Below are 13,856 nucleotides of genomic sequence, written 5' to 3'. Positions count from 1 at the left end.
GTTCGGCCACGCCCGCCCCCCCAGATTACCGCGGGGTTGCCCAAAAACCCCGTACAAACCCGGAAAGAAACCGCTTCTCCCTTACCCGGGAGTGTGGTACCATGCACCGGCGGGGCGAACGCGCGCGAGTGAGGAAAGGAACGCGATGATTTCCAGAGTGAGTGGGTGTCTGTGCGGTGTCGCCGCGCTGCTTTCCGTCAGCGCCGTCGCCGACACGGTGACGTTCTTCGGCGACAATGTCGGCCAGACCGACATCCCGATGTTGCTCGACTCCGTCGGCATCGGCGCGACCAACTTCGCGTCCGAGAGCGTCGCAGAGTGGTATGTCGTCCCCGGCGCGCCGGGCGAGATGGTCGCCGTGCGTTTCCGGTTCATCTGGGACAGGCCGAACCCCATCGTGGGCGAGCTGTTCTTCAGCTTCGGATTCTACCTGCTCGACAGCGTCAGCGCGAACCCGTCTGCCGACCGTCTTGCGCACGCGATCGAAGCGCTCTCGGCGCAGAACGCGACACTCGTCTTCGACGATCGGGAGGTCGACCCGCCGTCGGTCTCGCAGGAGTACATCTTCCCTGCCGGCACGCGCCTCGGGTTCTTCTCGATCCCCAACAACCAACTCGACGCCTTCCGCGCCGACCCCGGCTCGTTCTACGAGGACCCGGACGGTCAGGGCAGCAACGACGAGCTCGGCAGAACACGCTCGCCTCTCTTCAGCCGCGCCAGCGCGAACCCCGGCGGCTTCGACCAGATGCTCGCCTTCGCGGCCAACGGCGCCACGCTGTTCGCCTTCGAGGACATCGCGCGCACCTCGCCGTTCAGCCCGATGGAGTTCAACACCCTCGTCTTTCAGGTCGAGGTCCTGCGCGAGGACATCCAGAACCCCGACATCGTCCTGCCGCCGCGCATCGATCCCGCCGGCGAACGACCGACCTCCATCGCGAGCGGGTTCTTCAACTCGGATGGGTTCCCCGACATCGCGATCACCGACGCCGGGACTAACAGCGTGCTCGTCTACCGGAACCTCGGGCTGAACTCGGTCCCGCGCGGGCTCGCGGGCGATGACTGGCTCGGCTTCTCCACCCCCGATTCGCTCCCCGCCGGCGACGACCCGTCCGATGTGAAGGCCGAGGACATCGACGACGACGGGATCACCGACCTGCTCGTCGCCCAGCGCGGCGGCGGGGACCTCGTCTTTCTGCGCGGCGCCGGCGGCGGCTCGTTCTCACCGCCCGCGACCATCCCCCTCGGCTTCGGCCAGGACGACGTCCAGCCCGGCGACCTCGACAACACCAAGGACCTCGGACGAGGCGTCGGGAAGTTCCGAGACCTCGTCTTCGCGTCCGCCTCCCAAGGCATCGTCGGTTTCCTCGAGGGCGCCGTCGGGGCCTACCTGCCGCCCGTCGCCCTCGTCGTGGGCGGAACCCCCACCCAGGTCGCGCTCGCCGATCTCGACGGCGACGGGCTTGGCGATCTCATCTGGGTCGACCCCTCGTTCGGCGCCGTCTCCGTCCTGCTGCAGCGCTCCGACATCCCCGAGCGCTTCGACCTCAATGACCGCCTCGACTTCCCGGTCGGCCCCGAGCCCGTCTCGGAGCCCGTCGCCTTCGTGCTGGAAGACCTCGACGGCGATGGGCGGCTCGATGTCGCCACCGTCGAGCGCCAGACCAGCACCGTCACGGTGCTGATCAACCAGGGGATTCCCCGGGGCTGGGGCGGGTTCTTCCTCTCTGACATCATCCAGGTGGGCGCCCAGCCGGTCGCGATCGGCGCCGCCCGGTTCTTCGGGGGAACGCTCCCCGACCTCGTCACCGCGGACGCCGCGTCCGACACGGTCGACTTCCTGCGCAATATCGGTAACGGGCTCTTCGACGACCCCGTCGCCGCCCCCATGACGACAGGCCCGATCGACCTCACGACCGCAGACTTCAACGGGGATGGGCTCCCCGACCTCGCCTGCGTCGGCGCGCCCCCCAGCATGCCCGGCATGCTCTGGACGCTCCTGGGCGTGCTCCCGCAGACCCCGCCCTGCCCGGGCGACGTGAACGGCGACGGCATGGTCGATTTCCAGGACCTGATGCGCGTCCTGGACGACTTCGGCGATAAGGGCGCGAACATCCCTGCAGACCTGAACTCGGACGGCGTTGTAGACTTCACCGATCTGAATCAGGTCCTCACGAACTTCGGCGCGATCTGCGATTGACGCCGCGCGCCGCGCTGAGAAAGCGAACATGGCCGACAACCACGATCCCTCCAACGCTGGTGGTCTTCCCGAGGACTTTGAAACACAGCCACTGACGCCCACGCCCCACTCGGCACCGGCGTCTGGGACCAACCGGCCCGCCACCTCCACCGGCGAGGAACCCACGCCAGACCACATCGGGCCCTACACGATCACCGACGTGCTGGGCAAGGGCGGCGTGGGCGTGGTCTACCTCGGCATCCGCGACGCCGGGGGCGTGCGCACGCGCGTTGCCGTCAAGGTGCTCCGGCGAGGCATGGACACCGAAGACCTCCTCCGGCGCTTCGAGCTGGAGCGCAAGCTCCTCGCCGCCCTTGAGCACCCCTACATCGCGCGACTGCTCGACGCCGGCGCGACCGAGGACGGGCGCCCCTACTTCGTCATGGAGCACATCCGCGGCAAGCCGATCGACCGCTACTGCGACGATCACCGGCTCAGCATCGCCGATCGCATCGAGCTGTTCCGCAAGGTCTGCGAAGCGGTCCACTTCGCGCACCAGAACCTCGTCGTGCACCGCGACCTCAAGCCCGGCAACATCCTCGTGACCGACACCGGCGAGCCCAAGCTCGTCGACTTCGGCATCGCGAAGCTCCTCAACCCCGGGCTCGTCAGCGCCGACTACGAGCCCACCGCCGCGTACGTGCGCCTCATGACGCCCGAGTACGCCAGCCCCGAGCAGGTCACCGGCGAGAATGTCTCGACCTCGTCAGACATCTACTCGCTTGGCGTCGTGCTCTTCGAGCTGCTCACCGGGCGACGCCCCTATCGCCTGCAGAGCCGTGTCCTCGAAGAGGTCAAACGCGTCATCTGCGAAGAGGCGCCGGAACGCCCCAGCACCGCCATCACGCGCGCCGACCTCCCGAGCAAGACCGGGCAGCCCGCCACCTCCAAGCCGCGCAGCGGGCCCCTCACCTCCGGCGATCCGTCGACCGCCAAGCGCGACACCGAGCGCCTCGCCAAGCGCCTCAGCGGCGACCTCGACAACATCGTCCTCATGGCGCTCCGCAAAGAGCCCTCGCGCCGCTACCGCTCGGCGCAGCAGCTCTCCGAAGACCTCGACCGACACCTCAAGAACTACCCGGTCGTGGCGCGCCCCGACACGCTGGTCTACCGCTCGCGCAAGTTCGTCGAGCGCAACCGCGTGGGCGTCGTCGCCGGCGGCCTCGTCGCCGCGTCCCTCGCGATCGGGCTCGTGGGGACAGCGTACTCCGCCAACCAGGCCGCCCGGGCCCGCGACGCGGAAGCCGTGCAGCGAGCGTCGGCCGAACGCCTCGCCGTCGACCTGCGCGACGCGCTCACCACGCTCGCGGGCGATGTCGACAGCGCCATGCAGACCCGCGGCTCGGTCGAGGCGCGCCGGCTCCTCTTCGAGGGCTCACGCGAGCGCCTCGAGCGCCTCGAGCAGGGGCACCCCGACGACGGCGCGCTCCAGCGCGACCTCGCGTTCGTGCGTGAACGCCTGGGCGACGCCCTCGGCGGCATCCGCTCCGGCAACGCCGGCGAACGCGACGCGGCCCTCGCGCAGTACGAGGCCGCACTCGCGACCAGAGAGCGCCTGCTCGCGCGCACGCCCGACAGCGCTTCCCTCGCCGGCGAGGTCGCCTCGGCCCTCATCAAGACCGGCGATATGTTGCGCGAAACCGGCAAGACAGAGCCCGCGCTCGAGCGATACACCCGCGCCATCGCGCTTCTCGACGCGATCCCCGTTGAGTCGCGCACCGCCGACACGCACCGGCGCCTCCTGGCGGCCAACCTGAGCGCCGGGCAGACGCTCGAACGGCTCGGCAAGCAGGGCGAGGCCCGCCTCGCGTACGAGGGCGCCCTCGTCGCGGCCGAGCGGACCCTGGCGGGCGATTCCCTCAACGAGAGCGCACGGCGCGACCGCTCGGTCGCCCTTATCGCGCTCGGCGATCTGTCCAACCGCGCCGGGGACCTCGAAGACGCGCGCCGTCGCTACGGCGCCGCCGTCCAGGACCGCCGGGCCCTCGCCGCTGACCACCCCGACGGCGCGCGCCAGAAGCGCGACCTCGCCGTCGCGCTCTACTCCATCGCCAGCGTCCGCCTGGCGATGGGCGACGCGCCCGCCGCGATCGATTCCCTCGACGAGGCGGTCACGCTCGTGGCCGGGCTGCTGGTCGAGGACCCCGGGGACGCGCGCCTCCGGCGCGACGCCTCGATCTATCGGGGCAGGCTCGCCGAGGCCCTGCACGCCAACGCCCAGACCGCGCGCGCCATCGAGATCCAGCGCGCCGTCATCGCCGACAGCGAGGCCCTCGCCGCGTCCTCCCCGGAGAACCTCTCGCTCGCCAGAAGCGTCGGCGTGCAGCGCAACCGGCTCGGGACCCTGCTCCTCGACTCGGGCCGCTACGCCGACGCGCTCGCGCAGTTCGAGCTCGCCGAAACGGTCGCCGCCGACCTCGCCCGTCGCGACCCCGCGAACGCGGTCTATCAGCGCGACCTCTGCTACACGCTCACCCTGCTCTCCCGCGCCGCCATCGCGCAGGCCGAGTCGTCGACCAACCCTGCCCAGCGCGCGCCCCTCCTGACGCGGGCGCGGGGCTTCTCCGAACGAGGGCTCACCGTGCTCGAGCAGCTCGAGACCCGCGGCCAGACGAGGGGCGACGAGCCACAGATCCGCGCCCAGATCGGCGAGCTCCTCGCTCGAGTCGACGAGATGGGCGCCGGGAACTGACACGCAGCGCGCACGCCCGACCACTCGCGCCGAAGCACATCCGAAAAGAACAACGCCGGGCCCGCGAGCCCGGCGTTGTCGTTTGGTGATTCTCAGAGATCGATCAGTCGCGACGACGACGAGCGCCGAACGCGACGCCGGCGAGGCCCATCACCGCGGCGGCGCCGGGCGTCGGGATGGCCAGGAAGTCGAGATAGCGACCGCCGCCAGAGTAGATAAGCGTGTTTCCGCCGGTGTTCACATCGAACACGAACGCCCCGGTTCCGCTGGTCCACATGATGTTGCCGTTGCCGAGCTGGTAGACGCCGCGCGCGCCGGACGCCGTGAACGAGCCGAGGAGACTGCCGTCGTTGGCGTCGAGGCGCACGATGTTGTTCGACGAGAACCCGGCGACGAGGATGTCCCCGTTGGTGGCGTAGGCCATCTGCTCGGCGAAGTTGAGGTTCGCGGTGTTGTGGAAGGTCCCGAGCGACACGCCCGTCAGAGAATACTGATGGATGTCGTCGTTCGCGCTGCTCGACGACACGAGGATGTCGCCGCGGTACGCGAGGACGCCGAACGGGCTGGGCGCCGTGCCGACCGTCGAGAACGAGCCCATGTTGTTCCCTGCCGTATCGAACATCACGACCGCGGCGCCCGGGGCGCCGTTGGCCGTCCCGGCGTTGGTCACATAGACCGTGTTGTTCACCAACCCCATGCCGCGGATGTTGTCGAGCCCGCCCGTGATCGCGCCGAGCGAGTTGCCGAACAGGTCGAAGCGAGCGATCCGATCGCCGACCTGCTCAGAGACCCAGATCTCGTTGTTGACCTGGAGCGCGTGGACCGGCGTGCCGCCCGCGAGCCCGAAGTAGTTGGAGTTGACCAGCGAGCCGTCGAACGGGTTGAACAACACCATGCGGTTGTTCGTCGAGTCGGCCATCATGACGTACTGCGCGTTCGCGGCGCCATGGGCGCAGAACGCGAGCGTGACCGCCGCTGCGAGAAGTCGAGACATGTTCTTTCCTCCCTTACCGTTTTCGTTCAGAAACAACCGGGCTGGGGACGCTCCCAAGCCCGGCCCCGCGTCCAAGATACAAACATTGCCCGGATCGACAACCCAAACAAGGCGCCAACCTACTCCCCAGAGCCCCGGAACCAGTGATTTCCCGGGAACGGCTGCGCGTCAGGCGTCCTCGAGCGCGCCGGCGCCGACCCGCGCCGGGTTCGCCCGGAACTCGACCCCCGTCGGGGTGATCTCGATGACGCGATCGGCCAGCCGCCAGATCGCCGGGTCGTGCGTGATGACCACGATCGTCGAGTCGGGCAACGCCTCGAACACCGACCTGATCACCTGGACCCCCGCCGCCGGGTCCAGCGACGAGGTCGCCTCGTCCATGATGAGGATGCGCGGCGACTTCAGAATCGCGCGCGCCAGCGAGATCCGCTGGCGCTCGCCCCGCGAGAACCGCCCGCCCATCGCGCCGGGGGTCGACGCGTACCCCACCGGGAGCTTCTCGATGAAGTCGTGCGCGCCCGTCACCTTGCACGCGTCGATCACCTCGTAGACCGTCGAGTCGGTGCGCCCGTACAGAACATTCTCCCAGATCGAGCAGTTGAACAGGAAGACCTCCTGGAACGCGACGCCGATCCCGGCGCGCAGCTGCCCGAGCGGCCAGTCGGTCGTCGGCCTGCCGTCGATGAACACGGTTCCGGCTGTCGGGTCGTGGAACCTCGGGATGAGGTTCGCCAGCGTGGTCTTCCCCACGCCGCTGGGCCCAACGATCGCGACGCGCTCCCCCGGCTCGATCGTGAAGGAGATGTCCTTGACGGTCTGCTCCTGATCCGGGTACGCGAACCCGACGCGGTCGAAGACGATCCTGCCGACGATGGGCGGGCGTCCGTCCTCCGCCGCGAGGAGCTCCTCCTCGTCGGTCCTCGCCGCGAGCACCTCGTTGATCCTGTCCGCGCTCGCGCGGGCGCGCGCCATGTGGCTCGCGCTGCTGAGCCCGTCGAGCACCGTTGGGTAGAGCATCATCGCGTACCCGAGGAACATGAAGAACTCGCCCGTGGTCATCACGCCCGAGACCACCTGCCACGCGCCGAAACCGAGCAGCACGATCGTCCCTGCGCCGATGAGCAGGTCCGCGACGACCTTCTGCCCCACGTGGAGATATTGCGAACGGATGAACGCGCGCCTGATCGCCGAGATCGACGAGTCGAACATCCGCTTCTCGCGATGCTCCGCCGTGAAGCCCTTCACGACCTCCATGCCCATCAGCCGCTCGACCAGCGCGCCCTGCGCTTCGGCGAAGTGGTCCTGCGCGATCGCGTAGGTGTGGCGCAGAGGCGAGTTGAACGTCCGGAACGTCAGGAAGTGCAGCGGAAGCAGCAACACCGTCGCCACCGCGAGCCGCCAGTTCACCATGAAAATCACCGAGAGCAGCACCACGAAGCTGATCCCGTTGAAGAGCATCTTCGGCAGATGCTCCTGGATGAACTGCTGCAGCCGGCTCGTGTCGTCCATCACGCGCGACGAGAGCTTGCCGGCGTGCTCCGCGCCGCCGCAGTCGATCTTGAGACCCTGCAAGTGCACGAACAACTCGCTGCGCAGCCCGAACGCGAGGTTCTCGGCGATCTTCACGCTGAGCATCCGGCTCCAGAAGAACAGCGCGTTGCGCAGCAGATAGGCGACCGCAAGCCCGCCCAGAATCCACCAGATCAGCGACCACTCCGGCTCGCGGTCCTGCCCGGGCAGCACCCTGTCCACGATCAGCTTGAGCGCGTACGGCACGGCCATGTTGACCGCCGTCAGACACGCCAGCAGCAGCACCACCGCCGAGATCTTCCCGGTGTATCGGCGCAGCGACACCCTGTCGATCCGGGGCTGGTTCTCAGCCGCATCGACGGCCCGCCCGGGAGGGCTGGATGAGAGCACGGGGCGCACTGCGATCAGCGTACCAGATCGGGGCCGGGGAGCCGAGCAAAAAACCGCGTGACGCCGCGCGGCGCGGCCTCAGGGGGACTGGCGGATGTTCCGGAACGCCTCGGCGAGCTCGCCCAGCGCAGACTCGATCCGCTCGATCGTCGCCGAGTAGTAGTGCTCGGTCTGGAAGAAGTGCTTCGCGACGTCCGAATCGATCACCTGCACCTCCCCGCTCTTGATGTCGGGCAGCTGCAGCATCGTCCCGACGTGGAAGTGCTTCAGACGCTGGGAGCCGATCCCCCCGTTCAGGATCGCCATCTGCTTGAGCACGATCGCCCGGCGAAGCCGGAGCAGGTCCTGCGGCCCGTGCAGCAGCACGGTCGCCGTCTCCCGGCCCTGCTCGTCGGGCTGGTTCATGTCCCAGAGCAGGCGCCCCCACTCCGCGCGATCGGCGCAGTCCACCACCTGGATCTCCGGGATCCGCTCCGTCCCCAGCTTCCCGGGACGAGTCACTTCACGATCAAAGAAATACCGGATCGCCAGCGCCTTGCCCGGGTTGTTCGTGAAGAACTCGTTCATGTCGGCGCCCCCGCCATGCTCCGCCAGCACGCTGCGCAGGAACCGCACCCTGTACCCGGCGTTCGAGTCCTCGCCGAACAGGATGATCCGCTCCGCGTCGACGGGTTCGGTCAGCTCCAGATTCTTGATGACCTCGTACATCATCCGCTCGACCAGGATGTGCTCGCCCGGCATCCGCTCCCCGGTGAAGTCGCTGAACGGGTGCACCGCCGCGAAGCGGAAGTTCGACCGCACGAGGTCGTTCACCTGCCTCCTCGCCGCGAGCAGACGCGCGTTGGTCGTCAGGAAACTCAGGTCGAACACCTCCGCCTCGCGAAGGCGGTGCACGTCGCGATGCAGGGTAAAGCCGGAGATATCGAAGGTGCCCTCCGACCGGGGGTTCATGCGCCCGAGGCGTGTCGTCTCGGGCAGCACGTAGGGCGTCAGCACGATGATCACCTCGCGCTTCGACTCCTCCCATCGCTGCGACTGAAACAGCGGCCCCAGCAGCGGAAGGTCCCCCAGCAGGGGCACCTTCTGCGAGATGTAGCTGTCCTGGCGGCTCACCAGCCCGCCGATGATCAGAGGCGTGTTGTTCGGGATCCTCGCGTAGGTCTGCACCCGCCGGCTCGCGATGGTCGGGGCCGACGCGAGCACGCGCCCATCCTCGCCGCGAAGCTCGAGATCCTGCCCGGGGATCGGCGCCGACACCGTCGTATCGATCTGCAGACTGATCTCGTTGCTCTCCGCGTCGATGCGCGGCCGGACGTTCAGCAGAATCCCGGTTGGGATGTACCGGAAGTCGAACGAGATCTTCGACGCGTTCCCGCTCAAGCCCTCCTGGCTCGTCGCGACCGGGATGTCAGTCCCCACGCGGATCGTCGCCTGCCTGTTGTCCAGCGTGACCACGCTGGGGCGCGACAGGATCTCCGCCTTCCGCTGCGTCACGAGCGCGCGAAGACGGACCAGCCACTCGGTCGGCAGACTCAACTCGCTGTCAACGCTCCCCACAAGCGTCGAGACCGCGCGAGAAGGATCCAGCGATCCGAGCAGCAGCTGCAGCGAACCGTCCTGGAACTGCCACTCGACTCCGAGCTCCTTCAGACCCTCGTCGCCGATCTCGATCACCATGCCCTCGATGAACACCTGGCGCGCCGGAACGTCGATCAGATCCGACAGCAGACGCAGCACCCGGCTGTGCTGCTCCGGGTGCGCCGGGTGGAACATCACCAGGAGCTGCGACGAGCGCCCCGAAACCGTCTCTGTCTCCATCCGGTTCGTCGTGGTCGGGAAGGTGAACATCCCGCTCGCGTTGGCGACCCGCGCCTCGTTCGCGCCGATCAGCGTCATCGCCTCGCCCTGCGGCGCCGGCATCATCGTCACGATCGGCAGTCGCGCGAAGTCCACCTCGTTCCTGATGATGTCGTTCTCGCCCACCACCTGAACGCCCAGGTTCCGCAGCGCCTTCATCGCCGACGCAGCGTCGACATAGCTCAGTTGCACGATCTGCGCCTCGAGGTCCGGCAGCGTCAGTCGCGATCGCATCTCCAGCGCTGTCGCGACCGCTTCGCTCGTCCACGGCTCCGCACGCTCCACGTCCGCGTTGGCCGCGACGCCGTGCGGCCCGATCACGATCGCGTGCGCCACGAGCTGCCCGGCCTGCGAGAGATACCTCCGGTGACTCAGGCGCACCAGTCGCAGCCCCTGCTCGGAGTTCCGCGCCAGCACGATCGTCAGGTCCGACCTGTCGCCCGGGGGCAGGAAGTCCGCCAGCGTCGAGGCCGCGGGCGAGTACCCCAGCTCCACCTGATATTTCATCGCGACCGTCTCGAGCAGCTCGATGACCTCCGTGTCGCTCAGACGCCCGACCGACACCGCCTTGCCCGACCCTTCCGGCAGCGAGGGGTGACGCTCGAGCATCTCCGCTTCCGAGGGCTGCCCGAACACCCCCGGAGAGGCCGTCTCCACCACGACGGTCGGCGTGCGCCGCGCCAGCGACGCGCGGACCTGCGCCTCGTGCTGGCGCTGGCGCTCGATCTGCGCGATCGCGATCGACAGCTGTTCCGAGTCCTTCTCGTCAACCACCACCCCGGAGCTCACCCGCGCCTCTTCCAGGGAGGTCGACCGCGCCGTCCGCTTCGAGACCGAGACACACGCCGAAAGCGAGAGCGCCGAACCCGCGGCGACCGCGAGCGCGAGATGCGAAACCGAAAGAGAGCGCGTGCGCATGCGTCGGGATCCGTTCCGTGAGTGTGAACTCCGGTCCACGCTGAGCGCAGACCTTGGGTGACCTCCCCGTGTATCGGTCCGATCCCCCCGGGAGCATCGAGAACCGGATGCCCCCCAAGGCCTTGCGCCGACCCCGGAACGCCCCCGGCCCTCGGCTGGACGCTCAGCCCGTGCTCTGCATCGCCGCGGCCAGCGCGTTCACGCTCAGCAGGATCAGCCGCCGCAGCCTGGCCCCGTCGTCCCCCGCGTCCCGCGTGGCGCCCATGGCGCCCGGCGACTCCCTCCAGCGACGAAGCAACTCGACCTGCAGCGCGTTGATCGCGTCGGTGTCTGGGTTCCGCTCGTGGATCGACCGCTGGATGACCGGGTTGTTGTCGAGCAGCGCCCGCTGCCCCGTGATCGCCAGGATCGCCCGCTCCGCCAGCGCGTACTCGCGCGCGAGCCGATCGTGGAACGCCCGCCCCTCTTCCCAGGCGTACCAGCGCGCCACCGGCAGACGCGCCCGCGCCATCTCCTGCTGCGCATTATCGATGAACGCCCTGAAGAACCCGCCCTCCCGATAGGCCGCCCGGCACGCCTCGACGCGCGAGCCGTCCGCCATCACCTCTCGCTCGAACGCTTCGCCCACGCCGTACCAGCCCGGCGCGTTGTACCGCATCTGCGTCCACGCGAACACCCAGGGGATCGCGCGCAGGTTCTCGAACCGCACCTCGCGCCCCGATCGCAGCACGGGGCGAGAGGCGATCGGGAGATCACCGATGTGCAGCACCGGCGAACGCCCCACGAACCAGCCCCAGAACCCCGGATCGTCGATCAGCCCGCGGTACACCGACCGGGACCGCTGCGCCACCGAATCCATCACGTCGTGAAACCCGTCCGGCCCGGATGATTCCGGCGCGCCGGCGTCGACGCTGCGCAGCATCGCGTTGACGATCTGCTCAAGGTGACGGTGCGCCAGCTCGGGCATCGCGTACCGGAACGAGATGACCTCGCCCTGCTCCGTAAACCTGATCCTCCCGTTGCGGCTGGCACGCGGGCTCGACAGGATCGCCCGGTGGGCGCGCCCGCCCCCTCGTGCGACCGTGCCACCCCTGCCGTGGAAGAACCGGAACGACACCCCGGCGTCGCGGCACACGCGCGCGAGGTCGTCCTGCGCGCGATACAGGCGCCAGTTCGCCGCCCAGTACCCGCCGTCCTTGTTGCTGTCCGAATACCCGAGCATGACCTCCTGGAACCCGTCTCTCGACGCGAGATGCGCTCGATACGCCGGCTCCGAGAACAACTCGCGAAGAACCGCTCCGGCACGCTCGAGGTCGTCGACCGTCTCGAACAGCGGGGCGACATCGATCGGGCAACGGGTCACGCCCCCATCGATCGACCACAGCCCGACCTCACGGAGCAGCACGAGCACCTCGAGAATATCGCTGACTTCGTGGGCCATGCTGACGATGTACGAGCCAACGGATTCGGGCTCGCGCTCCACCGCCGCCGCGACAACACCGAGCGTGTCGAGCAGCTCCCGGGTCTCGGACGAGAGCGCAGCACGCTTCGATAACAGCGGGCGAGATGTTGTGAGTTCCGCGCGGAGCGTCGCGACACGGTCGCGCTCGTGCATCGACGCGTAATCCCGCGCCACGCCCGCGATCCGCAGCATCTCCCCCACGACGCCCTCGTGCACGCGGCTGTGCTGACGGATGTCCAGGGCCGCGAGGTGGAAGCCAAAGACCCGCGCCCGGACGATCGCGTCGGCGATTGGCCCGTCCTGCGCGAACTCCGCCAGCCCCGCGTGCGCCGCGGCGCGGCGCAGTATGAGAAGCTCCTCGACGAAACTCGACGCCGCGTAGGCCGGGTCGGAGAGCTTCGCCTGCATGGAGCGCACCTTCACGCGGAACGGCTCGTGGCGCAGGTGTCGCACCAGACCGGGATCGAGCGCCCGCTCTCGCGCGTCGCGCTCGATCGATTCCAGGAGCGCCGGGTCGATCGGTGCGAGCCGATCCGAAACGCTCAGCTCCTGATAGATCGCCTCGAGGCCCTCGAGGTGTTTCGCGACCGCGGCCGCGCGCATCTCGGTCAGCGCCGCACGGGTGAGTTCACCCGTCACCTTCGGGTTCCCGTCACGATCGCCGCCGATCCACGACCTGTACCTGAGAAAGCACGGAAGGTCGCAGACGCTCAGCGAGCCCGTCTCACGCGGGAATCGTTCGCGTAACGAAGACGCCAGATCCCGATACAGCGCCGGGACCGCGTCCCAGATCGTGCCGGAGAGGTAGTGCAGCCCGTTGCGCACCTCGTCGATCACCTCAAGACGCTGCGCGCGCACCTCGTCGGTCGCGAGAAGCACCGAGAGTGTCTGTCGCGCCCGTCCCTCGGCCCTCGCACGCTCCGCCGGGGTCGCGTCGGCAGCGTCGTTGATGCGCAGCAGATCAGCGATGCGCGACTGCTTCTGCATGACGCTGCGCCGGCGCGACTCGGTCGGATGGGCCGTCAGCGTGGGACGGATGTCGAGCCGCCCGATGGCGCCGAGCAGCCGGTCCAGCGCGACCCCCTCTCGCGCGATCGCGTCGACGGCTTCCCTGAGCGATTCGGGGCGCGGGTTCCCGCCGGCTTCCTCGCTCGCCCGGCGCCGGTTGATGCGCGCGATCTGGAGCTGCTCGGCCTTGTTGCGCAGGTGGAAACGGATGGTGAGGTGCTTGAGAACCGCGTGGATCTCATCGAGCCCCATGCCCGCCAGCGACGGGTCGAGATCGCCCGACGCCAGCATCCGCGCCGACGCCTCCCGCGTCCGCGCCAGACACTCGCGCACCCCGGGGGTCTCAACCTCGTCGAGTCGCTCGTGGAGCCAGGCGATATCGCGTGCGAGCGGCGAGTCCATGCCCGGCATGGTATCGGCGCCGGACGACGCGCGCATCGTCTCAGGATTCGCGGGGCTTCGCGATCGGGTTCATCCCGCACAGACAGAGGCGTCCTGTGGAAGCCGCATTCGTGAGCGACGAGGCCGACGCACCGTCTCCTAACCTCAGCTCCACCAGTAGCCGCAGCGAGCCCGGAACATCTTTCCCTGTTTCACAGTCTCAGACCGCCTTGTTGCATTTCCTGCACCACAGGGAGTCGCCCCCACGAAGTTTTGCTTGTGACAGCCGGTTGGCGCCAGTACACTTGCCCCCGGGATCAGAATCCGGCGGCGACGGGCCGCAGTTCGTCTGTACAGGCATGCGCCCCGGTTTCCACCGGAGGGCGGA

The 13,856-nt window shown here is 68.7% G+C and carries 6 protein-coding genes; 2 read left to right on the top strand and 4 right to left on the bottom strand.

Going from position 1 to position 13,856, the window contains the following annotated elements:
- Positions 1-145: 145 nt before the first annotated feature.
- The gene (locus KF684_08170) at positions 146-2,197 is read left to right on the top strand and encodes a VCBS repeat-containing protein (GenBank protein MBX3352897.1); all 2,052 of its coding nucleotides are present in this window, start codon (positions 146-148) and stop codon (positions 2,195-2,197) included.
- A gap of 28 nt (positions 2,198-2,225) precedes the next feature.
- On the top strand, positions 2,226-4,928 hold the full coding sequence (locus tag KF684_08165; GenBank protein MBX3352896.1) for a protein kinase: 2,703 nt from the start codon (positions 2,226-2,228) through the stop codon (positions 4,926-4,928).
- A 103-nt stretch (positions 4,929-5,031) separates the two neighbouring features.
- Here the strand turns inward: KF684_08165 and KF684_08160 are convergent, their stop codons facing one another.
- The 4 genes from KF684_08160 to KF684_08145 form a co-directional block, all read right to left on the bottom strand.
- Entirely contained in the window at positions 5,032-5,922 is an 891-nt protein-coding gene (locus KF684_08160) for a hypothetical protein (GenBank protein ID MBX3352895.1), read from the bottom strand.
- 168 nt (positions 5,923-6,090) lie between these two features.
- On the bottom strand, positions 6,091-7,851 hold the full coding sequence (locus KF684_08155) for an ABC transporter ATP-binding protein (protein MBX3352894.1): 1,761 nt from the start codon (positions 7,849-7,851) through the stop codon (positions 6,091-6,093).
- 69 nt (positions 7,852-7,920) lie between these two features.
- Positions 7,921-10,617 (bottom strand): hypothetical protein, encoded by a 2,697-nt coding sequence (locus KF684_08150; GenBank protein MBX3352893.1) that lies wholly within the window; start codon positions 10,615-10,617, stop codon positions 7,921-7,923.
- 163 nt (positions 10,618-10,780) lie between these two features.
- The gene (locus KF684_08145) at positions 10,781-13,489 is read right to left on the bottom strand and encodes a phosphoenolpyruvate carboxylase (GenBank protein MBX3352892.1); all 2,709 of its coding nucleotides are present in this window, start codon (positions 13,487-13,489) and stop codon (positions 10,781-10,783) included.
- Positions 13,490-13,856 lie beyond the last annotated feature (367 nt).

Source organism: Phycisphaeraceae bacterium (genome assembly GCA_019636675.1).
In the GTDB taxonomy this organism is placed as follows: domain Bacteria; phylum Planctomycetota; class Phycisphaerae; order Phycisphaerales; family UBA1924; genus JAHBXC01.
The sequence above is the reverse complement of the archived record's forward strand: the minus strand, read 5'-3'. Positions and strand labels throughout refer to the sequence as shown.